The 25,472-nt window shown below is 30.3% G+C and carries 26 protein-coding genes; 1 reads left to right on the forward strand and 25 read right to left on the reverse strand.

Annotation, left to right across the window (positions count from 1 at the left end; all coding sequences use genetic code 11):
* Positions 1-67: 67 nt before the first annotated feature.
* The 17 genes from BUB33_RS06475 to BUB33_RS06550 form a co-directional block, all read right to left on the reverse strand.
* Entirely contained in the window at positions 68-1,474 is a 1,407-nt protein-coding gene (locus BUB33_RS06475; protein WP_072974524.1) for an aldehyde dehydrogenase family protein, read from the reverse strand.
* A gap of 24 nt (positions 1,475-1,498) precedes the next feature.
* Complete coding sequence (locus BUB33_RS06480; RefSeq protein WP_072974526.1) at positions 1,499-2,548, reverse strand: TRAP transporter substrate-binding protein; 1,050 nt, start codon at positions 2,546-2,548, stop codon at positions 1,499-1,501.
* Positions 2,549-2,567: 19 nt separating this feature from the next.
* Positions 2,568-3,746, reverse strand: coding sequence for a M20 metallopeptidase family protein (locus BUB33_RS06485; protein WP_072974528.1), 1,179 nt, complete (start codon positions 3,744-3,746; stop codon positions 2,568-2,570).
* Between the two features lie 40 nt (positions 3,747-3,786).
* Positions 3,787-5,055: a TRAP transporter large permease gene (locus BUB33_RS06490; protein ID WP_072974530.1), complete on the reverse strand. Its 1,269-nt coding sequence runs from the start codon at positions 5,053-5,055 to the stop codon at positions 3,787-3,789.
* Positions 5,056-5,057: 2 nt separating this feature from the next.
* Positions 5,058-5,639, reverse strand: coding sequence for a TRAP transporter small permease (locus BUB33_RS06495; RefSeq protein ID WP_072974532.1), 582 nt, complete (start codon positions 5,637-5,639; stop codon positions 5,058-5,060).
* A 72-nt stretch (positions 5,640-5,711) separates the two neighbouring features.
* Positions 5,712-6,890, reverse strand: a complete 1,179-nt coding sequence (locus tag BUB33_RS06500) for a M24 family metallopeptidase (RefSeq protein WP_072974534.1) — start codon at positions 6,888-6,890, stop codon at positions 5,712-5,714.
* Between the two features lie 68 nt (positions 6,891-6,958).
* Positions 6,959-7,645, reverse strand: a complete 687-nt coding sequence (locus BUB33_RS06505; RefSeq protein ID WP_072974539.1) for a GntR family transcriptional regulator — start codon at positions 7,643-7,645, stop codon at positions 6,959-6,961.
* 369 nt (positions 7,646-8,014) lie between these two features.
* Positions 8,015-8,896 carry a YitT family protein gene (locus BUB33_RS06510; RefSeq protein ID WP_072974541.1) on the reverse strand — a complete coding sequence of 294 codons (882 nt, stop codon included), beginning with the start codon at positions 8,894-8,896 and terminating at the stop codon, positions 8,015-8,017.
* Positions 8,897-9,025: 129 nt separating this feature from the next.
* Positions 9,026-9,811 carry an IclR family transcriptional regulator gene (locus tag BUB33_RS06515; protein WP_072974543.1) on the reverse strand — a complete coding sequence of 262 codons (786 nt, stop codon included), beginning with the start codon at positions 9,809-9,811 and terminating at the stop codon, positions 9,026-9,028.
* A gap of 434 nt (positions 9,812-10,245) precedes the next feature.
* A complete protein-coding gene (locus tag BUB33_RS06520) occupies positions 10,246-11,391 on the reverse strand; it encodes a pyridoxal-phosphate-dependent aminotransferase family protein (protein ID WP_115322188.1) in 1,146 nt (381 codons plus the stop codon).
* A gap of 200 nt (positions 11,392-11,591) precedes the next feature.
* Positions 11,592-12,653: a pyridoxal-phosphate-dependent aminotransferase family protein gene (locus BUB33_RS06525; protein WP_072974545.1), complete on the reverse strand. Its 1,062-nt coding sequence runs from the start codon at positions 12,651-12,653 to the stop codon at positions 11,592-11,594.
* 139 nt (positions 12,654-12,792) lie between these two features.
* Complete coding sequence (locus tag BUB33_RS06530; RefSeq protein WP_072974547.1) at positions 12,793-14,199, reverse strand: alanine/glycine:cation symporter family protein; 1,407 nt, start codon at positions 14,197-14,199, stop codon at positions 12,793-12,795.
* Between the two features lie 232 nt (positions 14,200-14,431).
* The gene (locus tag BUB33_RS16755) at positions 14,432-14,563 is read right to left on the reverse strand and encodes a hypothetical protein (protein WP_268807665.1); all 132 of its coding nucleotides are present in this window, start codon (positions 14,561-14,563) and stop codon (positions 14,432-14,434) included.
* Positions 14,556-15,026: a YkvA family protein gene (locus BUB33_RS06535; RefSeq protein WP_072974549.1), complete on the reverse strand. Its 471-nt coding sequence runs from the start codon at positions 15,024-15,026 to the stop codon at positions 14,556-14,558. The genes BUB33_RS16755 and BUB33_RS06535 overlap by 8 nt, the downstream gene beginning before the upstream one ends.
* Positions 15,027-15,259: 233 nt before the next feature.
* Complete coding sequence (locus BUB33_RS06540) at positions 15,260-15,445, reverse strand: nucleoside triphosphate pyrophosphohydrolase (protein WP_072974551.1); 186 nt, start codon at positions 15,443-15,445, stop codon at positions 15,260-15,262.
* Positions 15,446-15,685: 240 nt separating this feature from the next.
* A complete protein-coding gene (locus BUB33_RS06545; protein ID WP_072974554.1) occupies positions 15,686-15,883 on the reverse strand; it encodes a hypothetical protein in 198 nt (65 codons plus the stop codon).
* An 85-nt stretch (positions 15,884-15,968) separates the two neighbouring features.
* Positions 15,969-16,526, reverse strand: a complete 558-nt coding sequence (locus tag BUB33_RS06550) for a CD3073 family putative ECF transporter S component (RefSeq protein ID WP_072974556.1) — start codon at positions 16,524-16,526, stop codon at positions 15,969-15,971.
* Between the two features lie 294 nt (positions 16,527-16,820).
* Between BUB33_RS06550 and BUB33_RS06555 the strand changes: the two genes are divergently transcribed.
* Positions 16,821-17,333 carry a flavin reductase gene (locus tag BUB33_RS06555; RefSeq protein ID WP_072974559.1) on the forward strand — a complete coding sequence of 171 codons (513 nt, stop codon included), beginning with the start codon at positions 16,821-16,823 and terminating at the stop codon, positions 17,331-17,333.
* Between the two features lie 102 nt (positions 17,334-17,435).
* On the opposite strand, the gene BUB33_RS06560 is transcribed toward BUB33_RS06555, so the two are convergent.
* The 8 genes from BUB33_RS06560 to BUB33_RS06595 all read right to left on the reverse strand — a co-directional run bounded on the left by BUB33_RS06560 (position 17,436) and on the right by BUB33_RS06595 (position 25,405).
* Complete coding sequence (locus tag BUB33_RS06560; RefSeq protein ID WP_072974561.1) at positions 17,436-18,482, reverse strand: BMP family protein; 1,047 nt, start codon at positions 18,480-18,482, stop codon at positions 17,436-17,438.
* A gap of 85 nt (positions 18,483-18,567) precedes the next feature.
* Entirely contained in the window at positions 18,568-19,500 is a 933-nt protein-coding gene (locus BUB33_RS06565) for an ABC transporter permease (RefSeq protein WP_072974563.1), read from the reverse strand.
* Positions 19,500-20,600, reverse strand: a complete 1,101-nt coding sequence (locus BUB33_RS06570) for an ABC transporter permease (RefSeq protein WP_072974566.1) — start codon at positions 20,598-20,600, stop codon at positions 19,500-19,502. Before BUB33_RS06570 ends, BUB33_RS06565 begins: the two co-directional genes overlap by 1 nt.
* 26 nt (positions 20,601-20,626) lie before the next feature.
* Positions 20,627-22,132: an ABC transporter ATP-binding protein gene (locus BUB33_RS06575; RefSeq protein WP_072974569.1), complete on the reverse strand. Its 1,506-nt coding sequence runs from the start codon at positions 22,130-22,132 to the stop codon at positions 20,627-20,629.
* 198 nt (positions 22,133-22,330) lie between these two features.
* A complete protein-coding gene (locus BUB33_RS06580) occupies positions 22,331-22,909 on the reverse strand; it encodes a dipicolinate synthase subunit B (RefSeq protein ID WP_072974571.1) in 579 nt (192 codons plus the stop codon).
* A gap of 2 nt (positions 22,910-22,911) precedes the next feature.
* Complete coding sequence (dpsA, locus tag BUB33_RS06585) at positions 22,912-23,772, reverse strand: dipicolinate synthase subunit DpsA (protein WP_072974573.1); 861 nt, start codon at positions 23,770-23,772, stop codon at positions 22,912-22,914.
* Positions 23,773-23,907: 135 nt separating this feature from the next.
* On the reverse strand, positions 23,908-23,979 hold the full coding sequence (locus tag BUB33_RS16890; RefSeq protein ID WP_072974796.1) for a DUF1657 domain-containing protein: 72 nt from the start codon (positions 23,977-23,979) through the stop codon (positions 23,908-23,910).
* Between the two features lie 22 nt (positions 23,980-24,001).
* A complete protein-coding gene (locus BUB33_RS06595; RefSeq protein WP_072974575.1) occupies positions 24,002-25,405 on the reverse strand; it encodes a glycoside hydrolase family 10-like protein in 1,404 nt (467 codons plus the stop codon).
* Positions 25,406-25,472: the final 67 nt, after the last annotated feature.

Here is a 25,472-nt window from a genome sequence, read left to right on the forward strand (position 1 = left end):
TACTCAAAAAAATCCCAAATATAAAATTAATTTAATATTATCTATATCTTTTTAAAGTTTAATCATTTTAGCAGTATATAGTTTTTATTTCAAGAAACTCTTCAAACCCTTCTATACCACCTTCTCTTCCTATACCTGAATATTTATATCCTCCAAATGGAGCATTTAAATCCCATTCCCCTTCATTAACATATATAGATCCTGTCCTTATTTTTCTTGCAACTTTATTTGCTTTGTCTACTGGTCCAAATACAGCTCCTGCTAATCCATAAATACTATCATTAGCTATCTCTATGGCTTCTTCTTCTGTACGATATGGTATTACACATAAAACAGGCCCAAACACTTCCTCCTGTGCTATAACCATATCATTAGACACATTTGTAAATACAGTAGGTCCCATATAATATCCTTCATGGCAATTCTCAGGAATTTCTCCTATCAATTTTCTTGCCCCTTCTTCTAATCCTATTTCAATATATTTTTTAACTTTATTAAACTGTTTTTCAGATGCTAATGGTCCAACATCAACTGTTCTATCGGAAGGATTCCCAAATTTATAATTTTTAGTTTCTTCTATTATCATTTCTTCAATTTCACTCAAATCATCTTCTGGAACTAAAAGTCTTGTAAACGCATTACATGTTTGTCCCGTATTTAGATATACAGTGTCTAATGTAGATTTTACTGCTAATTTATAATCTCCACCCTTAAGAACTATTGCTGCTGATTTCCCTCCTAATTCTAATACAACCTTTTTTATGCCCTCTGCTGCTAATCTAGAAACCTCTCTTCCTCCGTCTGTAGAACCTGTAAAAGATATCATGTCCACCCCTTTATGGGATGCTAAAGCATTACCAACCTCTCCACCTCTACCTGATACCAAATTAAATACTCCTTTAGGAAATCCTGCTTTGTCTATTATATCTGTTAATATATATGCAGTTAAGGGAGTTGTTTGACTTGGTTTAAGAACAACACAGTTTCCTGCTAATAGAGCTGGAATAACTTTTTTTACTATTTGTTCTAATGGAAAGTTCCAAGGAGTTAAACACCCTATTACTCCTACTGGTTCTCTTCTTATAATAGATTTCTCTAACTTTCTTTCAAATTCATATCTTTTAGCAATCTTTATATAGTTTTCAGCCTCTCTTACGTAAGCTTCTATATGAGTTTCCTTAGAAAATTTATAACCACATCCAAGCTCTTTTACTACTGTTTCTGACATATATTCTATATTTTCATTCATCCCCTGTACAACTTTTTCCATAAGGTTTATTCTTTCTTCAACTGTACTGAATTGCCAAGTCTCAAAGGCCTGTCTTGCTGAACTTACAGCCTTATTAACATCCTCTTTATTAGCTCTTGGTACTTTTGCTATTATTGATTTATCTGAAGGATTTTCCACATCTATAAATTGTCCACCTTCGCTTTCTACCCACTCTCCATTAATATATATCTTTTGAAAATTCATATTTAACTTCCTCCTTATTTAAAATTATTTAGATTCTAATTCAGATATCTCTTCCATAAGTTTAGTCAATATATTTTCTCCATCTTTACCTACCATATTAATATATTTATTATAAGCTACCTTGCTTGCTTCCTTAAATTTAGCTCTTTCTTCTTCAGTTAAATGTACTACCTCAATATCACTTGTAGATTTAATCTTATCTAAAGCACCTCCATTTAACTCAGCTTGTGCATCAAATGAAAAATCCCTTAGTTCTTCAATAGTATTTAAAATCATTTGTTGTATATCTTCTGGTAAGCCTTCAAAAAATTTGGGATTTACAGAAGTAGTAGTTACATATAAGCTAGAGGCTCCTAAAGTCAAATATTTTTGAACCTCATAAAATTTCATTTCCTCTATAGCTGATATAGGATTCTCCTGCCCTTCAATCATATTAAGTTGAAGTCCGCTATATACTTCCATATAGGGAAGTGGTGTAGGATTTGCACCATATGCTTCATATGAAGCTACAATCATTGGAGATGGCATAGTTCTCATTTTTATCCCTTTCCATTTATCAGGAGTATTAACAGGTTTTTTAGTTGTCCATTCCATAGTTCCTTCAGTCCAATATGATAGCACTTTAATATTTCTCTCTAAATACTTAGATGTTAGCATTTCATTTAATGCTGTACTTGTTTTAAATATTTCTTTATTTTTTTCCATATCTTCTGGAAATAAAAAATGCAAAGAAAATAATTGATTTTCTGGTACAATAGTCCCTGTATTTCCTGGAGATATTATAGCAAACTCTAATCCACCATTTTGTAGTAGTTCACATTGTTGAGTTGCATCTCCAATTTGTCCTACTGGATAAATATCAATATTTATTTTTCCATTAGATCTTCTCTCTATAACTTCTTTGAATTTTTTTACATATACATCTTGAATGCTACCATTGTTCTCCTCATGTGCAAATCTCCAATTATATGTCTGGTCTTCATCACTTGGAGATTTATTTGCATTTCCACCACAACCTACTGACAAAATAACTATTAAAATAAGTAATGTTACACTAGGTATTATCCTTTTCATTAGTTAATCCTCCTTAAATTTAATTGTTTAAGAAATCTAAAGCAGTTCTCACATGCATTTCTACACCATATTTAAGAGTATCCTCATCAATATCAAATTTTGGGTGATGGTGGGGATAGTTAGTATTCTTCTTAACATTACCTGTGCCTATAAAATAAAATGCACTTGGAACTCTTTGAGAAAATTCAGCGAAGTCTTCTCCTGCCATACATCTGTATTCAACAACATTGTTATCTGATGTAAATGTCTTTATAGAAGCCTTTTTTACATAGTTAATCATCTTTTCATTATTTAATAATGAAGGATTGCTAGGTATGAATTTCAAATTATACTTAACATCCATAGCATCACAAACTCCTTTTATAATCCTTTCAAATTTATTTAACAATAATTGTTTCTCTTTCTCCTCATCATTAAATAAAAATCTTATTGTTCCTCCAATCTCTACATTTTCAGCAATTATATTACGTCCGCTACCTCCATTAATCTTTCCAATCATAATTGCGATTGGTAACAGTGGATCAATTTCCCTTGTTTGTATGGATTGTAAGGTTTGTATTATATTGGAGGCGGCCAAAATAGGGTCTATTGCAGTATGAGGTGAACCAGTATGTCCAGCTTTTCCAATAATATTTAACTCAAATTCTTCTAAAGCAGCCATTACAGCTCCAGTAGATATTCCAATTTTCCCACTTTCTATAGGAGTCCAAAGATGTATGGCAAATGCAGCATCAGGACGAGGATTTTCCAGTACTCCTTCATTAATCATATCTAATGCTCCTGCTTCTTCCTCATTTGGCTGAAATACAAACTTAATATTTCCATTAATATTGTCTTTATATCTAACCAATATCTTTGCTGCTACAAGCAACATTGCTATATGCCCATCATGCCCACAAGCATGCATTACACCTTTGTTTAAAGATTGAAAAGATAATCCTGTTTTTTCTTCTTGAGCTATTGCATCTAAGTCCGCTCTTAACATTACTGTTTTTCCTACTCTACTGCCTTTTAAAAGACCAACTACTCCTGTTTTTGCAATCTTTTTAACTTCTAAACCTAAATCTTTTAAATATTCATAAACAATCTGTGAAGTTCTAAACTCATTGTAGCCTAATTCTGGATTCATATGAAAATCCCTTCGTAAGCTAATAAGTTCAGTTTCTAATAATTCAATTTCCTTTTTTAAGTCGTTCATATTTCACACACCTTTATTTCAATTATTTCAATACAGTATCTTAAGATATAAGTAATAAAGAAAGTTGTGGAAAGAAAATAATTAATGCTGAAATAATCACTAGCATAATTAAATATGCAGGCAACCTCCTAACCACATTGAGAAATGGTTTATCAAATATTGCACAAGCAGTAAATATATTACATCCAAATGGTGGACTTATAGAAGCCAAAGCTGCTTGCAAGGTAATTATAACCCCTAAGTGGATTGGATGAACTCCTGCTTGTATGGCAAGTGGAAAAAATATGGGTGTTAAAATCACAATGGCTACTATAGAATCTACAAACATCCCTGCAATATAGAAAAATACAGTCACTGTAACTAGAATCTTTATTGCTGATGGATTTGTTCCTAATACCGCCTGAGTTATAATTTGAGGTATTCTAGCATAGGAGATAGCCCAAGAAAATAAACTTCCTGCTGCAACTAATATAAATACTGCAGTGGTTACTACTGCTGTAGATAAAGCAATATTTTTAAAATCTTTAAATTTTATTGATTTAAAAATGAAAAGTTCTAAAATAGATGCATATAAAACCCCCATAGCTGCTGCTTCAGTAGGACTAAATACCCCTGAATATATTCCTGCAAATATAATAACTGGAAAACCTAATGGACCAATTGCTTTTTTAAATGCTTCTATCCTTCCCTTAAATGTAACTCTTTCTGTTCTTTGTATATTCTTTTTCTTGGCTCTATAATAATTATAAACAGAAAAAAATAGTAGCATTGTAAGTCCAGGAATTACACCAGATATAAATAAATCACCTACAGACGCACCTGTTACAACACAATACATAATCATTGAAATACTAGGAGGAATTAGCAATGCTATAATAGAAGAGCTTATAATCAAAGCAGTAGTATCATCATCTTCATATCCTGAATTTATTAATCTAGTTCTCATTGGTTTACCTATTGCTACTACAGTTGCTTGCGTAGAACCTGAAATTGCACCAAATAATGTACATGTTGCTGCAGTTGTTATTGCCATCCCACCATGAATATGTCCTACAAAAGTATCCACAAAATCTAACAATCTATTGGATGTCTGACCTACAGACATAATATCTGCTGCAAATATAAACATTGGAACTGATAAAAGAACTATTGGCGATACTCCTGCTATTAATTGCTGAGTAGCAAGAAGGGGATCAAGATTTGGAAAATATACTAATATCACTGCTAATGGAGCCATTATCATGGCTATGAACATTGGAAAGTTCAGCAAAAATAAAATTATCATTATAATCATTAAGGTCCAAATCATTATTATACTTCCTCCTTTCCCTGATTTTCAGTTATTTCGTCTATTAAGTTATTTAAGTCCCTATGAATCTCTTTATCTATTTCAACTTTAATTTCACTGGTTAAATATAAATCTCTATTTTTTATATTCAATATTAATGTTCTAATATATTCAATAGCTCCTAATAAAAAGCCTAAAGGAACAACAGAATAAATTAAATATATAGGTATTTGTAATGCTGGCGTAACCCTTCCCAAACCTTTAACGGATAAAACATATTTAAATGCTAAATATGAGAAATATGTCATAGCTATTGATGAAAATAAAGATATTATATACATAAATATTTTTTTATATTTATTATTCACCATATCAAATACAATTGACATAGTAATATGTCTTCCTTTTCTAGCACAATATTCTAAACCAAAAAAAGATATTACTATGAGTAGTGCTTGGGCTATTTCTTCCGTAAAGGTTAAACTACTATTTAAAACAGCTCTCATAAATACTCCTACAATGAGCATAATAGCCATTATAATTACTGTATAGCTTAAAACAGTTTCCTCAATCTTTGATATAGTCTTATTAAAAAAGTCGTTCATTACTTTTCCTCTCTTCCTTTTAAGTTTAATTTATATGAAGGGTTATAACCCTTCATATAAATTTTCAGAGATTTACTTAACTAATAGTTTTCTTGGATAATTGGTAAATAACTCTATGCCCCTTTCTGTTACTCTAAAAGACTCACTAATATCAACACCACAATCATCTAACCAAATACCTGGAATCATATGAAAAGTCATATTAGGTTGTAATATAGTTCTATCTCCAGGTCTGAAGCTAGCCGTATGTTCACCCCAATCTGGTGGATAATTAAGCCCCATAGAATATCCAATACGTGAGTCTTTTATAAATCCACTTTTAGCTATGCTTTTTGCCCATACTCTCTCAGCTTCTTCACAAGTCATACCAGGTTTTATAGAATTTAAAGCATTAGTTAGTCCTTCCACTACAACAGATGCCAGTTCTCTAACTCTTTGAGGGGCATCTCCTAATATTAAAGTTCTTGAAAGAGGACAATGATATCTTCTATAGCACCCTGAAAGTTCAAGTATTACAGTATCTCCATCTCCATAAGGCTCATCTGTCCAACTTAAATGAGGAGTTGATGTTCTAATTCCACTTGGCATTAGTGGTACTATGGCTGAATAATCACCACCATATTCTTCTGTACCGCTAATTTGAGCATGATAAACCTTTGCAGCAGCGTCACATTGTCTAACTCCAGCATCTATAGAATCATATGCTGTTTCCATAGCTTTTTCAGCTATTTTGGCTGCCTTTCTAATATACTCAATTTCAGACTCAGATTTTATGATTCTTACCCAATTTACCAAGTTTGTTCCATCTACAAACCTTGCATTATGAAGTCCTTGTACTAATCTTTCTTGGCATTTAGCAGTATAATAATACGTATCCATTTCTGTTCCTATGATTTTATTTTGATATCCTTTTTCTTTTATAATATCTGCTACAAAATCCATAGGATGCTTAACAAGTGACTGTACATAGTCATCTGTATATGGTCTTATGTTTTCTTCTGATAACCATGTTGTTAATCTAGCTGCATTTGAATCTTGTCCTCTCCCTACCCATATTGGTTCATCTTCATCAATCATTACTATTAAACATTGATGTACATAAAAAGACCATCCATCAAATCCTGTAATATAGTTCATATTAGCAGGATCAGTAATAATCAATACTTCAATACCATTTTCTAACATTCGGTTTTTGGTATTTAACAGTCTTTTCCTGTACTCCTCAACTTCAAAGTATAATGTCTTTCTCATTTAAACTCCTCCTTTATTTTAATTTGAGTCTATTGTCTTTTGTCGACATTTAAAATAATAAAAAATCATCATTCAAAACCAAGATTGTTAAATTTACCCTCTTTATAGGAAATAATATGTTCTTTTAAGGCTTTTTTACATTTATCTATATCTTTACTTTTAAGAGCTTCAATAATATTATAGTGTTCTGTTGCTGTAACAAGTAAATCTCCTGTTTCATTAGTGTCATAAAGCATTGCCATCCTTAATTGAAAAAATATTCCCTCTAATATCTTAACTCTTCTCTGACTTCCAGATTTTTCCCAAAGATAACGATGAAACTCCATATCCTTCATATTTAAAAGAATAGATTTTGACACTTCATCTCCTTCGGACTCAACAATATTAATCATTTCTTTTATTATATTTTCTAAATTTATAAAATCATCTTCTGTAAGCTTATTATTGTAAATTAATATTTTGATTATATTGTTTTCAAGCAATAGTCTAATATCAAATACTTCTTTTATATCTTCTGTATTAAATTTAGTAACATAAGTACCCTTTCTAGGAATTGTAGTTACTATTCCCTCATTTTCAAGTTCCCTTATTGCTTCTCTCACAGGGGCTCTACTAATACCTAATACAGTAGCAACTTCAGTTTCTAATATATGGTCTCCTCCCTTATATTCCCCTGCTAAAATAGCTTCTTTTATATAATTTGCAACAATACCACTTAAATTCTCACGATTATTTATATATTTTTTTGCTAGCATAATCGTCCTCCTAATCTTACTCTATATCTTAATTAAATTAAATATTTACCCTCTTTTGTATATTTATTTAACAAACTAATATTTATTATTATACTCATAATTCTTAATTTGTATTTATTATACCACTATGATTGTCGACAATCAACAACTATTTTTAAATTTATTAATTTTTCTAATACCTAAGTAATAAACTCCCACTATTTATGAAAGTAGTGGGAGTTTATTACTAATCTGACCAGTCTATAGAATAGTCAAATCTTGATATTATATAAATTTATTAGCCTTTTCTGTAGAAAAATAAATCCATTAAAATAATTATATATTTCAATTAAGTATCTTAATCTTCTATATTTATATCCCAAAAATCAATTATATTTCTGCAGACTTAAAACCCTTACCTTTGACTTCTACCACATCTGTTATTGTAAAAAATGCTTTTGGGTCTACTTCGTTTACTATTTCCTTTAATTTAGCAATTTCTCTGGATGTAAGAGTACAGTAGATAATATCCTTATTTTCTTGAGTATATCCACCTTGCCCCTTTAAAAAAGTAACACCTCTATGTAATTGTTCTATAATAGCAATAGATAATTCCTTGGATTTTTCTGATATTATTACTACATTTTTTTGTATATTAAATCCTGTTTGAACTTTATCTAGTATTTGATATCCCATATACATAGATATTAAAGTATACATTGCGGATTTATATCCAAACAATAAGGAGGACAAAGTTATTATAACTGTATTAAACATCATCAATCCCGTTCCAATGTTTACATTAAGTTTTCTTTTTAAAATAGAAGCTACAACATCAAAGCCACCTTGACAAGTCCCATGTCTAAACATTAATCCCATCCCAAGTCCATTTAATACTGCTCCAAAAATTGATGCTAGAAGTATATCTTCTATTACAAAATATCGTGCAAAATCTTTAGTTATAGTAAGCCAAGATGAAAAGACAAGCATGGATATAAATGCATAGGTAATAAACTTTTTATCTAACATTCTAACACCTATTACAAATATAGGAAGATTTATTAAAAATACAGTTAAACCAGTAGTTATACCTGTCAGATATTGAGTCATTATGGCAATGCCTCCAACACCACCACTTAATAATCCACTTGGAACAAAAAATACGTTAAACGCCAAAGAACATAATAAGTTCCCAATTATTATAAAAAATATTTTAGTAAATATCTCTTTAATTCCTCCTAATGTTGATTGTCCAGTTTTATTAATATCCATTTCTTGACTCCTTTTATAATATTTTAATGATAAATGTATACCCAAATAATACTTTCTTATATACAAATTATATTAGTAATATCAAAATAAAAATCAACTTATTAAAATAAGAAGATTTTTATTTTATACTTAATTTAAGTTTCTAATATAATCTGTGGCTTCTTTAGATATCTGTAAGATTATCTTTATCCATTTGTCTTTATTTTCCTTTGTGAATCTTGATTTTGGTCCTGAAATAGAAATACATGCAATAATTTCATTATTTATTCCAAATATAGGTGCTCCAATACAACTAACTCCTAACTCCCTTTCTTCATCATCCAAGCCATATCCTTGTTTCTTTATGATATCCATTTCTTCCATTAATTTATCTTTATCTGTAATAGTCTTATTAGTATATTTTGTTAATTCAATGCTATTTAATATATGTTCCTGCTTTGCTTTAGGTTGATATGTTAATAAAATCTTACCAGAACCAGTGCAGTGTAATGGTGCAGAAGCTCCTATTTTGGTAAACATCTTCAATAATCTGCTGCTCTCTTCTTGAGCAATATAAACTATCTGATTATTATCTAAAATAGTTAAATTAGAAGTTTCTCCTGTTAACTCCTTTAATTTTCTTAAATAAGGTTTAAGTAATAAAGAAATATTATTTTGTCCATAGGCTAACATACCAATTTGCCATAATTTCAAACTCAATTTAAACTTTTTAGTGGTCTCATTTTGTTCAACAATATTACATTCCTTTAAAGTATTTAATAAATGATATGTTGCACTAACCCCATAGTTTAATGCTTCGCTTATTTCAGTAACACCTAATTCTCTATCGGATAATGCAATATGTTCTATAACATCAAAGGTCTTAATAACCGACTTTATTATTTTCTTTTGTTTTTCATCTGCCTCATTGTTCATATAAACCCTCCCATTGTTTATAGTTTATATATTTCTATTTAATAATTTACTTATAGTAAACTATTATACCATTTAACACAATTCTTTACCATATCAATCTTTATTCCATATCACCTTCTTAAAACAATAATAATTTACTTTAATATAATTTCTATAAAAAAGGTCATAAATATTTCATTATTTTTGTTATGAAATATTTATGACCTTTTTTATATATTTGAAATTAAATTAGAAATTATTTTATTTCTCATCATAAATTTATTAATCTTTTAACTATTAATTCCAAGTTTAAACGTGTATAAATATAGATAAAATCCAAATTACTTCCATCACTACTAAGCTACCCAAAGATCACACACTAACACATTATTATTTATATAAATATATACCAGATATATTAAACACTAATATATCTGGTATATATAAATTTTATTTTAATCCATTAATTCCTTTAATAATGTTGTTACTCCAACTCCAAGCTTAGTCTTTTTATCTATTTTATATAATGTTCTCTCTATTGCAGCAATAGCACTTACCATATCATGAGTATCTATGTTACCCATGTGTCCTAGTCTAAACATCTTTCCTGCATATGCAGCTAACCCTCCAGCTACTACTGCTCCTTCTTCTGCTAATATCTTTCTAAATTCTACATCATCTATTCCTTCAGGATAAATAGCATTTGATAATGTAACAGCTCTACATTCTTTATCTGCTAGTATTGTAAAACCCATAGCTTCTAGAGCACTTTGCATTGCCCTGGCATTTTTTCTATGTCTTTCATATCTATTTTCTATTCCTTCTTCTTTTATTATCCTTACTGATTCTTTAAGTGCCCATATCATATTTACTGCTGGAGTTGCAAAATATTTTGAAGGATCATTCATAATTGGAAGCCATTTATCAAAATCAATATAATATTCTGGAATTCTTCCAAGAGATTTTCTTCTTTCCATAGCTTTAGGACTTGCCCATACTACAGCAAGACCTGGAGCCACTCCAAAAGCTTTTTGTGATCCAGTTAAAAGAATGTCTATATTCATCTCGTCTATATATTCTGGCTCAGCTGCAGTAGCACAAACTCCGTCTACAATATAGATTACTTCTGGGAACTTTTTAAGCATTTCACCGATTTCTTTTATTGGAGCACAAACTCCTGTTGATGTATCTACATGAGTTACTGTAATAGCATTATATTTTTTTTCATTTAATTTAGCTTCAATATCTTTAACAGGTACAATTTTGCCCCACTCACTGCTTATAACATCTACGTTTATACCCTTTCTTTCAGCAAGGTCAATAAACCTATCTCCAAAGAATCCATTTGATACAATAAGTAAATTATCTCCTGATTTTAAAGTATTGGCTATTCCCATTTCCATTGCCATAGTTCCTGTCCCTGCAACAACGAAAACCTCTCCTTCTGTTTTCCATAGAGTTTTAAGGTCATCAATAAGCCCTTTAAAATCTTTTATAAAATTAGGATCTCCAAAGGCAACGGTTTCTCTGCCCATTTGATCCTGTATTGATCTTACTACAGGTGTAGGTCCTGGAATCATTACTAATTTACGATTTTTCAATTTAACTCCTCCTCTTTTTACTATTGTTAATTAATATTTTACCATGTTAAATATAATAAAGCAATGTCTTAATCCATTAATGCAAAAAATATTTATGCGACCATTTTATCTGTTATTAATTAAGTTTCTTAAATGTTAAAAAGATACTTTTCCTTTTAGTAATAAACACTATTAAGAAAAGTATCTTTTTTAATTTATTTCTACTTTATATTTGCTAATGCTTCAAGAAATGCTTCCACATCTTCTTTATATACATATCCCATAGTCCCTACTCTAAACATATCGTCAGCAATAGGATCTAATCCTCCATTAACTGTAATACCTTGTTCTCCTAAAGCCTGAACTATTGCCTTAGCTTTTCCTGGAGCATATACTGCAGTTAATGTTTTAGAAGCATATTTCTCATCTTTTGGAAATATATTATATCCAAGTTCTCTAATTCCTTCTATTATTCTCATTGTATTTTCAGTATGTCTTTTATATACATTATCTAATCCTTCTTCAAATATCATCTTTAAAGCTTCATCTACTGCAAATACATTATATACTGCTGGAGTATTTGGAGTTTGATTTTTCTCTTGGAATGCCTTTGCTTTCTTTAAATCAAAATAAAATTTTGGAATATTAGAATTTTCTACTGCTTTCCAAGCCTTCTCATTTAAAGATATAAATGATAAACCAGCTGGCACCATAAGTGCCTTTTGAGAACTAGATAGAACTACGTCTATATTCCATTCATCCATTCTCATCTCTAGTCCACCTGCACCACTTACAGAGTCTGTTATTAACAATACACTACTATCTTTTAAAGCCTTTCCAAATGCTTCTAAATCATTAGTTACTCCTGTTGCACTTTCATTATGAATTACAAATACACCTTTTGTATTAGGAGTTATATGATCCATTACCTTTTTAACATCTGCTGCTTCTCCTAATTCAAATTCTACTCTAATTACTTTTAACTGATATGCTTCTGCCATATTAGCAAATTGTCTACTGAAAGTTCCTAAAACTGGCACTACTACTTCATCTCCAAAGGAAAAACAGTTCTGTATAGCTGCCTCCATTGCTCCTGTTCCTGATGATGTTAATATATAAACTTCATTCTCTGTTTTAAAAAGTTTTTTCAATCCTTCCCTTACTCTTTTATGAATTTCGCAATATTCCTTAGATCTATGGGATATGGACTTTCTATTCATTGCATTTAAAACCCTTTCTGGAACCGCCGTTGGTCCTACCATCATTGATACTTCTTTTTTCATATTTTTTCCTCCTTTTACTATTGGTAAATTATATTTACTATTGTTAAATTCATTGTATCCCTTTCTAAGAATAATGTCAATGTATAAAATAAAAAAGATCTTCCTATTCTCATAAGAAAATCTTTTTATCATCTAATATTTATTCTTCATTCCACCAATTTACCTTCCCTAATAGCGGAATATCTTTGGACTTAAATATAGGATTTTTCCCTTCTTTCAACTGTTCAATATAATCTTTTAATACTGCAAATGTTATAGGGGATAATTTGGCTATTACCAGTAAGTTAATAACGGCTAAAACACCCATAAACACATCAGCTGTATCCCATACTAAGGAGAAACTGCCTATTGATCCAAAGAATACCATGACCAAAGCTAATATTCTATAACCCATTAAAAATAATGGATTTGTATCTAAGAATTCAATATTTGTTTCTCCATAATAATAATTTCCAATTATTGAACTATAAGCAAATAAGAATACACAGATTGCAATAAATGTACTGCCCCAAGAACCTACTTGAGAAGCTACAGCGGCTTGAGTAATTTGCACTCCTTTGAGTCCAGATGTATTTTCAAGAACTCCCGATAACAATATAGTAAATGCCGTAGCACTACATACCAAAATTGTATCTACAAAGACTCCAAGGCTTTGTATAAATCCTTGTTTTACTGGATGTGATGTATCTGCTGTTGCTGCTGCATTTGGAACACTACCCATCCCTGCTTCATTTGAAAACAATCCTCTTCTAACACCATTCATTATTGTTATACCTAGTGTACCTCCTGCTACTTGCGTAATTCCAAAAGCATTTTCAAATATTAACTTAAACATATGTGGAACTAAAGTTATATTTTTTATCATAATAAATACAGCAACACCTATATAAAGAGTGGCCATAATAGGTACTATTGTTGCAGATACTGAAGCTATTCTTTTGACACCACCAAATATTATATATCCAGTAATAATCACTAAAATAATTCCAGTAGTGAATTCTTTAATACCAAAAGCTTCACTAAATGCTCCTGCTATGGTATTGGATTGAACAGTATTAAATACAAATCCAAATGTTATTGTAATTAATACTGAAAAAATTACTCCAAGCCATCTTTTATTCAGGCCTTGCTCAATATAATATGCTGGCCCTCCCCTAAAAGTATCCCCATCTTTTACTTTATAAATTTGACCCAAAGTACTTTCAACTAAACTTGAACCTGCACCAATTAAAGCAATAATCCACATCCAAAACACTGCACCAGGTCCACCCGTTGCTATGGCAATGGCAACACCAGCAATATTTCCAGTTCCTATTCTTGAAGCTGCTGATATACAAAATGCTTGAAAGGAAGAAATCCCTTTTTTTCCGTCCCTTATCTCTGTTTCTTCAGTTAACAATTTAATACTATGACCTAATAGTGTAAATTGAACAAATTTACTTTTAAATGTAAAATACAATCCTAATCCAATTAATAAAACTATTAAAATATAAGAATAAAGCCAGTTGTTTAAAAGTGAAACAATATTTTCCATAATCTGTAACATAATATACCTCCTTAAATGATGTTTTTATTTTGTTCTCTTGCAATAATTATTAGCATTATATTGAACATTGCCTTATTATACTATGGTTTATTAATAATTGCAATAAGTTTATTTGATTTTTTGCAAGATTTTTATATTTTAATTCTTTTATTATATTATACTGAATATTCACTCTTTTATTCTGTCATCTGACCCCTTTCACAATAAAAGAAGAGAGAAACTCTCTCTTCTTTTATACCCAGGTAGCACATATAGTTTTATACATTTTAAAAAATATATTTACTGTGTCTATTTCTTCCTCTGATTTGTTTAATAGTTTATTTAAATCACTCCAATACAATTCTTCAATATCTATTCTATTCATCTTGAATATCTCCATATTCCATATTTACTTCCTCTTCCATTTCTATTACATCTTCCATCTCAGTTTTATCCACATTATCATTATTGTTTATGCTTCTCCATTCTTTATATATATTTAATTCTTCTGAAGTCTTCTTTATTACATATGCAATTACAGCTAAATCATCAATAAATCCTCCTACTAAGAAATCTGGTATTATATCCAGTGGATTTACTAAATATAACAAAGATATTATTATCATTATCATAGAGCCTTGAGATATTTCCTTATAATCACCTTTCATCCAATCCTTTATTAGGTCTATGAAAAGTTTTATATCATCCCAAATTTCCATCAAGGTTTTATTATTCTCAATTTTTTCTTTCACCGCATTTAATAAATTTTTCAATCTACTTTTATCAAAATAGATAGTATTAGCCTTTGCCTCTAAACTCCTTAAAATTTTTTCAACATCTATTTTCATTTTAAGCCTCCATCTTTTATTGTTATAATATTTTATCCATTATGGTATATAAATTATACCCTTTTATATTTTATTCAATTTGAAATTCATGGTTTTATTTATATAGGCATTTGCAAATGTCTATATAAATAAAACCACTCTGGTAATGGATAACATGATATGCTCCTGTCAAGTAGACAGTGGAAATAATAAAAACTTTATGCACCAACCATTTCATTATGATTGGCGTATATTTAATCAGCCAATTCTTCTATACTCCCACTTTCTTTGTATTCATTTAGTTCTTCTTCAAGTTTAATATTTAATAATTTGAGAAGCTCGTCTCTATTTACCTTCTCAACTATTGCTTGTTTTCCTGCTTTTTCAATTATCTCTGGTATTCTATCTCTTATTAATTTATTGTATTCTATAGTCTTCATATCTCCTAATCTACCTCTCTTTATTCTATTACGACTATTACAATATAATATCAAAAAATTCCAATTCTTTTCCTTATTTGTTCCTTATTTCATATACCTATGCTCACAAAAATACAAAAAACTAGGTTACTCAACCTAGTTTTTAATAAATTTTTCTAACTCTCTAATAAATTTCATATTATCTTTTCCATCTATATATTCTACTGGTACGTCTATGATTTTTAAATTTATTCCTTTCTTTTATGCCAAGACTAATAATTCTTCCATAAGTATACCCTTTATTCCATTGATACTGCAAGTTGGGCTTTCATTGATACCCATTAGTCCTACTATTTCATAATTATTATCTAGATACTCCCTCATCACATTTATGGTGTCTATAGATATATTTTTACAGAGAGTCCTATATTCTAGACTATCATATTGCTTCTTATCCATTGGTTCTCTTTTAATTCCCAAATGTATATATTCAGGACAAGGGAGTTGAATGAGAAATGAAAACAACTTTTTTACTTCTTTCCATCTATCTTATCCTTTCAGTATATCTTTTTGGAAGCCTTTGAATTAATAGTGCGACTATTAAACAACTTACTATCTTATCGATAAAATTGCTTGTAATTCTAGGAATAAAGGCAGCAGTAAAAATTTTTTGTCCTGATTGAACTAACCAAGTAAATATAACATCATTAAAGTCACCTGTAATACCTCCATATACATATGTAGCTATTGGTGTTCCAATTAAAGGTGCTACTACTGCAAGTACCAATCCAGTTATAACTGCTACTTTAAAATTAAATTTCCATTTTCTAGCCACTAAACCTACAATAATTCCAACTACTATATTGACTAATGCAAATGGAATGATTTTTGGTCCTGATATAATTCCTTGAATTACATTAGTCAGTCCTCCAGCCAATGCTCCATACCATGGTCCAAATATAGCTGCAGTAAATATTGTTCCTATGGTATCAAGATATAATAAAGGAATATTAATTATTCCAGCTACTGTCCCAAGTACTATATTTAGAGCTATCCCAAGTCCTGAAAAAATCAATGCATATGTACTATTTCTTTGATCCATAAATCCATCCTCCTACCATAATTTTGATAAATAAATTATAGTATATAGGGAACTTATTGTATAATTGATTATTGCTATAAATAAAATCACTCTATAGATAAAGTTTATATGATTGTTAGTATATTCTATTTACACATATAATACCCTTCTAAATCCAATGCATAAAATTCTTCTATATGAATTAAAAGCTCTCCTATTTCTTATTCATTTCTTATTTCTTATATCATAATATGAATTTACTTCTATATGTTATATAATAATAAGTAAAATAACGATTTTGGAGGCTGATAAAATATGACTAAATTTAAAGAGATTAGACCTGAAGAATTTAACTATAACCCATTTAAATTAATTGGCGAAAACTGGATGCTAATTACTGCAGAAAAAGATGGAAAAGCTAATACAATGACTGCTTCCTGGGGTGGTTTAGGAGTTATGTGGAATAAAAACGTGGCATATATAGTTATTCGTCCACAGCGGTATACTAAGGAGTTTATAGATAGTGCTGATTCATTCTCATTGACCTTCTTTAATGATAGTTATAAAGAAATACTATCTTATCTTGGAACAAAATCTGGTCGAGATGAAGATAAGATTAAAAAATCTAATCTTACAGTTGTACATAATGATAATACTCCTTATTTTGAAGAAGCAAGTATAGCGATTTTCTGTAAGAAATTATTTGCTCAGGAGTATAAGCCTGAGTCCTTCATTGACCTAGAGATTAATAAGAAATGTTATCCTAATTCTGATTATCACACATTATATATTGGAGAAGTAACTAAGATACTGGTACTAAAAAACTAGGTTATTCAACCTAGTTTTTAATAAATTCTTCTAACTCTCTAATAAATTTCTTATTATCTTTTCCATCTATATGTTCCAACGATACGTCTATGGTCTTTAAATTTATTCCCCTTTATAAGGATCTGCTATTTTACCTGCCTTAAGTTCTTCAATAGTTTCATTTACTTTATCTTTTAATTCTTCTTTTACATCTTTACCCCATTGCATATCAAGTACATCATCTGCCCAACCTAAGGAAGCACCAACTGGCTTTAATTCACCATTCACCAACTGCTCAACAGTGTTTTTAAATAATCCTGGTGTATTATAGGTAACAGATGAAATAACAGTATCTGGTGCTATATCATTCTGTGGAGAAATATATCCAACTGCCTTTACACCCTTTGATTTTGCCGCCTCTATTGAACCTAGACCAACTTGATTAGCACTACAAAATATAACGTCTGCTCCTGCTTCTGCCATTGCAAGAGCTGTTTCTTTACCTTTTTGTATATCTTCCCAAGAATTAACAAAGGTCTTTGTAACTTTAATTGAAGGATCAATTTCATGAGCTGCAACTTCAAATGCATCTAATGTACCAGCTATAACTGGAAATGGAAATGATCCTATAGCTCCTAATTGTTTACTTTCTGTATTCATAGCTGCAATTATACCTGCTATATATCCGCCTTCCCACTCTCTAACTCCTATACCACCAACATTTGGTTCTTGTCCCTCTTCGCTATTTATTACCATATAAAAAGTATTTGGAAATTGAGGTCCAACTTTCTTTGCTGCATCAAAGAATTGCGTTCCATGAGCAAATACCAAATCATATCCTTTTGTTCCATAATCTGTAAATACAGCTTCGAAGTCAGCTTGTTGTACAGATTCAATATACTCCATCTTTATACCCAAATCCTTTTCTACCAATTGTAATCCCTCATAAGCCGTAGCATTCCAGCCTTGGTCATTTATGGGTCCTGGTAATAATAATACTATTTTATAATCTTTTTTTTCATCTACTGAAGTAGAATCTCCAGCTGGTGTAGTTACTTCCCCTGAATTAGTAGTTGTTTCATTGTTTTCCTTTGATGAACATCCTCCTAATAAAGTAACTGTTAATACAAAAATTAGGAATAATGCTAAACTTCTTTTCTTTATAAACATTTTTATTCCTCCTTTAATTTTATATACTTTTAATTATAACTATGGATGATGATTTCTAATATTCACCCCCTTAAAATTCCACTAATTACTTTTCATATGGCCTTCCAAGAGCATTTGGAGATGTAGTACGTCCAACAATTCCTGTAACCGCCACTACAGTAAGTAAATATGGAAACATTAAAAGAAATTGATATGGGATATTAAGTCCTGACATTTGTATTCTTATTTGAAGTGCATCAGCAATCCCAAATATCAGTGATGCCATCAGTACTCCCTTAGGATTCCATTTCCCAAATATTACAGCAGCAACTGCTATAAATCCTCTTCCTGACACCATATTATCTACAAACATATTAAACTGTCCGAGGGATAAAAAGCATCCGCCAAGTCCTGCTAATGCTCCAGATACCAAGACACATATTGTTCTAACCTTATTGACTGGTATACCTACAGTGTCTGCTGCCATAGGATGCTCTCCAACTGTTCTAATACTAAGTCCAACAGATGTTTTATAGAAAATATAGTATGATATTGGTACTAATAAAAATGCTATATATACAAGTACAGTTTGCTTAAAAAATATTTCACCTATTATAGGTATATTTGAAAGTATTGGAATATTTATAGGTTCAAAAGCCTTTACAGTTATAGGTACAGTAGTTATGCCAAATAATGCCCTATAAAAAAAACTAGTAAGACCTACTGCCAATAAATTTATTGCAACTCCACTTACTATTTGATTTATTTTAATTTTTACTGTTATCAAAGCAAATATGGCAGATATGAAAATTCCACTTACTATGGCAACAAGAGCTCCAATCCAGTAACTCCCTGTAAAATAAGAACCTACTACTCCTGCAAAAGCTCCAACTAGCATTATGCCTTCTAGTCCTATGTTAACTACTCCTGACCTTTCTGAATACATTCCTCCTAATGCTGCAAATAGTATTGGAACTGAAAGTCTAATGGATGCAGATAAAAGAGCAATAATAAATGTCATATTTAATATATCTTTCATTAATCTAACACCCTTTCTTTAGAATTTAAAATCAGTTCAATCTTGGGTTTTAGCACATTTCCTGCAAGTACAAGTATGATTATCAAAGCTTGAATTACACTTACTATATTTGCAGGAACTCCAACTCCTCTTTGCATTGAATTAGCACCTGTTTGAAGCATACCAAGAAGTATGGATGATATAACTACTCCTACAGGATTTGCACTGCCCAAGAGTGCCGCTGCTATTCCATCAAAACCAACATTTTTAGAAAAATTATCAAGAAGTCTATGATGAATTCCGTTTATCTCAGTAAATCCAGCTATTCCTGCTAAAGCACCGCTTATAGCTAAGGAAATGATTATATTCTTTTTAATATTAATACCAGAATATTCTGCCCCATGAGGGTTATGCCCCACAGCCCTAAGTCTATATCCAAAGGGAGTTTTCCATAAAACAATATATACTATAACTGATATTAATATAGCTATAATAAATCCTATATGTAACCTAGTATTAGAAACAACATATGGAAGAAAGGCATTTTCTCCAATTAAATCCGTTTGTGGATAAAATCCACTTGACTCCCTAAGAGGCTTATCCACTAAATAACTTATGAGATATAATGCCACATAATTAAACATTATGGTGATAATTATTTCAGATGATCCAAATATTCCCTTAAGTATCCCTGGTATCATTCCCCATATTCCACCTGCTATTATTGATGCCAATAAGCAAAGTGGTATAGTAATAAATGGACTAAGATGGCCAGTCTTTAACCCTACAAATACTGCTGCCATAGCACCTGCAAACATTTGACCTTCACCACCAATATTAAACAGTCCAGTTCTAAAGGCAAAAGTAAAGGAAAGACCCGTTAATATAATAGGTGTAGCCTTCACAAAAATTTCTGCAATATTATAGATATTTGTAAAGTTCCCAAATATTAAGTATTTGTAAGCCTCTAGGGGATTTACCTCTATAAAAAGTAATAATACGCTTCCTATTAGCAATGCTAATAATACAGATACCATTGGTATTATAATTGTTAAAAGTTTGTTTTTATTAAATACCTTATTTAAAACTCTATTTTTATAATGATCCTCAGCATTATTCATGGCATTTCCTCCTAATTTGAAAATATTTAATTAGCTCCCGCCATCATCAATCCTATTGTGCTTTCTTCAAAATCCTTTTTATCCATTTGTCCTACTATGCTGCCTTTATAAATTACAGCAATCTTATCAGATAATAAATTAATCTCTGAAAGTTCTGTAGAAATAAGCAGTACTGCAGTTCCTTGTTCTTTGGCATTTATAATTTGTTGATGAATAAATTCTGATGCACCTATATCAACTCCCCTAGTAGGCTGTACAGCAATTAACAATTTAGGAAGTTTATCAATTTCTCTCGCAACAACTATCTTCTGTTGATTTCCTCCAGATAGTTTTCTAGCCTCCGCATTTCTACTTGAAGTTTTAATTGAATATTTTGAAATCATAGTATCTGCATGTTTATTTATTGAATTAAAATCAAAAAAAACTTTCTTTCTAAATGGATGTTTATAATAATCCTTTAAGATTAGGTTTTCACTAACTGAGAAATCTAATATTAATCCTCTTTTATGTCTATCTTCAGGAATATAGCCTACTCCTTTTTTTATTATTTCTGAAATGGTTTTACCTTTTATATCTTCTCCATTCAATAATATACTACCTGTAGCACCTTCCATTAATCCAACTATCACTTCCGCCAACTCTCTCTGCCCATTTCCATCCACTCCAGCAATACCTAAAACTTGCCCCGAACACACTCTTAAATTTATATTATCTAAGACTTTTATTCCTTTTTCCACCTCATAAGATAAATTTTTTATTTCAAGAACAGGCTCTCCCGGACAACAATTTTCATCTTGTTCCATAGCTGAAAGTTCTCTTCCTATCATAAATTTTGCAAGTTCAAGTTCATTTGTTTCCTCAGTACAAATTGTCTTTGTTATTCTACCATCTCTCAATACTGTAACTCTATCGCATACAAACATTACTTCTTTTAATTTATGGGTAATTAGTATTATAGACATACCATCATCTGCCATCTTTCTTAAGGTGGTAAATAGCTCTTCTGTTTCCTGAGGTGTTAATACTGCTGTAGGCTCATCCATTATAAGTAATTTTGCCCCCCTATATAAAGCTTTAACAATTTCAACCCGTTGTTGTTCTCCAACTGAAAGATCTGAAACCTTTGCATCTAAAGATATTTCCATACCATATCTTACAGCAATATCATTTATTTCTTTTTTAAGATTTTCTTCTTTGATTATAAAACCTTTTTCCTTCCCCATCCCCATAACAATGTTTTCTAATACTGTATGAACAGGTACTAACATAAAATGCTGATGTATCATGCCTATTCCTAAATCAATAGCATCTTTGGAAGATTTCAAATTAATCTTTTTATCCTCAAAAAATATCTCACCTTTATCTGGCTGATATAACCCATATAATACATTCATTAATGTAGATTTTCCTGCTCCATTCTCTCCCAAAAGAGAGTGTATCTCACCTTTTTTCACTTCAAAATTAACATCCTCATTAGCCACTAATGTACCAAAATATTTTGATATCGAGCACATTCTTAAGATTGTATTCATCTTATCCCTCCTATCCTACATTAAGTTATTATTCTATATGAATAAATTCTCTAAAACATTAAAATATCCTTTGTTATATTTATACAAAACTCAAGTTGAAAATTCAAAAAATTTAGATTATATTTTATATATTAATTATAGCAAAAAATAAGTACCATTTTTAATCAATAAAAATGGTACTTATTTGCCAAAATATTATTATACTAATAATGGCTGAATTTGCTTACCCTGTAATGCTTCTATTATAGTTGGCACTATCTTATCATAATGTGCAATCAATGAATTTGCTTTTTTAGAAGGATCATCTTGCCCAAATGGAACAAAATATACATTTTTTTTATCTAATAATATACCTAGATTTTTTGCATTTCCACTTAATCCATCATTTGTGGAAATTGCAACTACAACAGGTTTATTATTTCTTAAATGAGCTTTCCATGCCATAGATACTGGTGTATCAGTAATGGCATTTGCTAATTTTGCAATTGTATTTCCTGTACAAGGTGCTATAACCAGTATATCAAGGTATCCTTTTGGTCCTATAGGTTCTGCATCTTGTATTGTCGCTATTATTTCCTTCCCTGTTACTTTTATTATTTTTTCTTTCCATTCTTCAGCCAAGCCAAATCTAGTATCAAAATCATTAGCATTATAGGACATAATCGGATATACATCTGCTCCTTCATTAACTAATCTCTCTATTTCAACCAAAATAGTTTCAAATGTACAAAATGAACCTGTAATAGCTATACCTACTTTTATTCCATTCAATAACATATCTACTCCTCCAATTCCCCAATAATATTATAAATAGTATCTTTCATAATTCTTGCTGCAGTCATAGGTGCCACTTTTCCAGGCAACCCTAATGCCCAAACAGTATTTATACCTAGTTCTTCAGCCCTTTTAAAATCTACTCCTCCAGGTATAGATGCAAGGTCTACAACTAAACATTCTTTATTTAGTTTTAATAACATTTCTTCATTTAAAATCATAGATGGTATAGTATTAAATACTACATTCATTTCTTGAAGATAATCTTTCATTTCACTTAAATGTATTGGATTATATCCATAGGTACTAACCCAAGCTAAATCAGAATAATTCCTTGCCTCTATATATACATTAGCACCTATTCCTTGAAGCATTTTAGCTAAAATCTTTCCTATTCTTCCAAATCCCAATATCATAATATTTGATCCATGAATGGTAATTTCCATTTTTTCCATGGCTACTTGAATTGCACCTTCTGCTGTAGGAATTGCATTTAATACTGCCATTTCCTCTCTTTTAAGAAAATCTACAGTATCAATATTATAGTGCTTTGCAATATTAGATATTTCATTGGATATTTTACCTCCTATAAATACCTGATTTGAATTCATTTTATTAAATATTTCTTCTATTTTTATTTCTTTTGAATATAAAGGTGTATTTAATAAGATATTATCCTTAGAACACGGCAATGGTCCTATAACTATATTTGACTTTTCAATAGCTAAATCTAGGTTTTCACTTATTTTTAACCCATCAACCTTTAAATTATCGAAACCAAATAAATCAATATGGTTCCCATCTTCTTGAAGCAAATTCGCTAATTTAACACTTCTCTCATCTCCGCCTAATACTGATATTCTCATAACTTCCCCCCTATGCCAAATAAGATATTAAGTAATATATATTATGTATTTAGGTAATTAAAGTGCTTGTATAACCCTGTAAAAAAGCAATAATTAAAGAGCGTTTATGAATCTAGATTCACAAACGCTCTTTAATTATTGTTCTTGATTATCTGTATCTAAAGAAAAAGTTTTAAAATCTGCAGCTAATCCTTTAGCACTTGCCAAAACCGTTTATTTTATTAAATATCTATATATTTTTACGATTTAACAAAGACTTAGATGGTAATAATGCCTTTTTATTAAAATGTTGCCCTTTAAGAGTTTTAATAAACTGATTATTTGCTGGAGGATTTTTTTCATTTTCCAGTAGAGATTTATATCTAAAAAATATGCTTCCCTTCACTTCATCATATAAACTGTTAAACTTAAGTTGATTAGATATTTCTTCAGGATTTTTCCAACTTAAATTTTTGTTGTTTATATCTGCCTTTCTATAATTAGCATGTCCTATATATAAATTAACATCAGTGTCACGTACTACATCAGCCCACCAATTGACTAATTCTCCATAAGGTGCTGCTTTCTCATCAAAAGTCCAATAAATTTGTGGAGCTATATAATCAATCCAATTATTTTTAACCCATTTTCTAGTATCTGCAAATTGGTCATCATAAGAAGCCCTAGATGTTTTAGGTGTTTGAGAACCTATTCCTTCTATACTTCCCTCTGGATGAAACTCTTTATGACCCCATATTCCAAATGGACTGATACCAAATTGTACAGATTTTTCATTCTTAATATTATAAGATTCTATAGAATTGTGAATAGTTTCTACAAGCTTGTCCACATTATTTCTTCTCCACTCATCTCTATTTTTAAATCCAGTACCATATTTCTTAAATGAATTCTCCTCTTCTTTTGCATACCAACTATTACCTTTTTTAAAAGGATAAAAGTAATCATCAAAATGAACTGCATCTATATCATAGTTTTCCACTACTTCCATTACACTATCATTGATATGTTTAATTACTTCTGGTTCTCCTGGATTTAATTGTAGCTTACCATTAAAACTAAAAACATATTGGGGATTTTGTCTTGCCCAGTTATTAGGAGCTAAATCTGATAATTTCTCAACTCCAGTTGTTACTCTATATGGATTAAACCAAGCATGAAACTCCATTCCACGTTTGTGAGTTTCCTCTATCATCCACTTCAAAGGATCCCAACTAGGATTTAATCCCTGTTTACCAGTCAAATACTCTGACCAAGGGTTTATATTAGATTTATAAAATGCATCTAATTTAGGTCTAACTTGAAATATTACGGTGTTCATATTTAAAGCTTCTAAATTATCTAAAAGTCTTATGTACTCATTCCTATATTCTAATTCTGTTAATCCTTTTTTAGCTGGAAAATCTAAATTAAATACTGTAGACACCCATACTCCTCTTAATTGACTTTCTTGTTCTTTTACATACATAGGTATTTGTAAGGGCTTATCTTTTAATAAAATCATTTCATTTGAATTATATTTCTTTAAAAACTGCATCCCCATACTGCCTGAATTAGCATTAACACTAATAGTATTTAAAGTTATAGTTAAAACAGTAGCACCTATAGTTATAAATTTAAATATTTTCTTTCCCATTTCCATTCAACTCCAATCAAATAAATTTATGCCATTTTAAGAAATTATATTATACTTTGACTGGATT

It is taken from the genome of Tissierella praeacuta DSM 18095 (assembly GCF_900128955.1).
In the GTDB taxonomy this organism is placed as follows: domain Bacteria; phylum Bacillota; class Clostridia; order Tissierellales; family Tissierellaceae; genus Tissierella; species Tissierella praeacuta.

Coding starts and splice junctions, on each gene's coding strand:
- BUB33_RS06490 (WP_072974530.1), bottom strand. CDS start 5,055: ATGATTTGGACCTTAATGATTATAATGATAATTTTATTTTTGCTGAAC.
- BUB33_RS06555 (WP_072974559.1), top strand. CDS start 16,821: ATGACTAAATTTAAAGAGATTAGACCTGAAGAATTTAACTATAACCCA.
- BUB33_RS06515 (WP_072974543.1), bottom strand. CDS start 9,811: ATGAACAATGAGGCAGATGAAAAACAAAAGAAAATAATAAAGTCGGTT.
- BUB33_RS06595 (WP_072974575.1), bottom strand. CDS start 25,405: ATGGGAAAGAAAATATTTAAATTTATAACTATAGGTGCTACTGTTTTA.
- BUB33_RS16755 (WP_268807665.1), bottom strand. CDS start 14,563: ATGAATAGAATAGATATTGAAGAATTGTATTGGAGTGATTTAAATAAA.
- BUB33_RS06570 (WP_072974566.1), bottom strand. CDS start 20,600: ATGAATAATGCTGAGGATCATTATAAAAATAGAGTTTTAAATAAGGTA.
- BUB33_RS06545 (WP_072974554.1), bottom strand. CDS start 15,883: ATGGATAAGAAGCAATATGATAGTCTAGAATATAGGACTCTCTGTAAA.
- BUB33_RS06485 (WP_072974528.1), bottom strand. CDS start 3,746: ATGAACGACTTAAAAAAGGAAATTGAATTATTAGAAACTGAACTTATT.
- BUB33_RS06525 (WP_072974545.1), bottom strand. CDS start 12,653: ATGAAAAAAGAAGTATCAATGATGGTAGGACCAACGGCGGTTCCAGAA.
- dpsA (WP_072974573.1), bottom strand. CDS start 23,772: ATGAGAATATCAGTATTAGGCGGAGATGAGAGAAGTGTTAAATTAGCG.
- BUB33_RS06565 (WP_072974563.1), bottom strand. CDS start 19,500: ATGAAAGATATATTAAATATGACATTTATTATTGCTCTTTTATCTGCA.
- BUB33_RS06495 (WP_072974532.1), bottom strand. CDS start 5,639: ATGAACGACTTTTTTAATAAGACTATATCAAAGATTGAGGAAACTGTT.
- BUB33_RS06510 (WP_072974541.1), bottom strand. CDS start 8,896: ATGGATATTAATAAAACTGGACAATCAACATTAGGAGGAATTAAAGAG.
- BUB33_RS06550 (WP_072974556.1), bottom strand. CDS start 16,526: ATGGATCAAAGAAATAGTACATATGCATTGATTTTTTCAGGACTTGGG.
- BUB33_RS06560 (WP_072974561.1), bottom strand. CDS start 18,482: ATGTTTATAAAGAAAAGAAGTTTAGCATTATTCCTAATTTTTGTATTA.
- BUB33_RS06500 (WP_072974534.1), bottom strand. CDS start 6,890: ATGAGAAAGACATTATACTTTGAAGTTGAGGAGTACAGGAAAAGACTG.
- BUB33_RS06540 (WP_072974551.1), bottom strand. CDS start 15,445: ATGAAGACTATAGAATACAATAAATTAATAAGAGATAGAATACCAGAG.
- BUB33_RS06480 (WP_072974526.1), bottom strand. CDS start 2,548: ATGAAAAGGATAATACCTAGTGTAACATTACTTATTTTAATAGTTATT.
- BUB33_RS06505 (WP_072974539.1), bottom strand. CDS start 7,645: ATGCTAGCAAAAAAATATATAAATAATCGTGAGAATTTAAGTGGTATT.
- BUB33_RS06580 (WP_072974571.1), bottom strand. CDS start 22,909: ATGTTATTGAATGGAATAAAAGTAGGTATAGCTATTACAGGTTCATTT.
- BUB33_RS06575 (WP_072974569.1), bottom strand. CDS start 22,132: ATGAATACAATCTTAAGAATGTGCTCGATATCAAAATATTTTGGTACA.
- BUB33_RS06530 (WP_072974547.1), bottom strand. CDS start 14,199: ATGTTACAGATTATGGAAAATATTGTTTCACTTTTAAACAACTGGCTT.
- BUB33_RS06535 (WP_072974549.1), bottom strand. CDS start 15,026: ATGAAAATAGATGTTGAAAAAATTTTAAGGAGTTTAGAGGCAAAGGCT.
- BUB33_RS06475 (WP_072974524.1), bottom strand. CDS start 1,474: ATGAATTTTCAAAAGATATATATTAATGGAGAGTGGGTAGAAAGCGAA.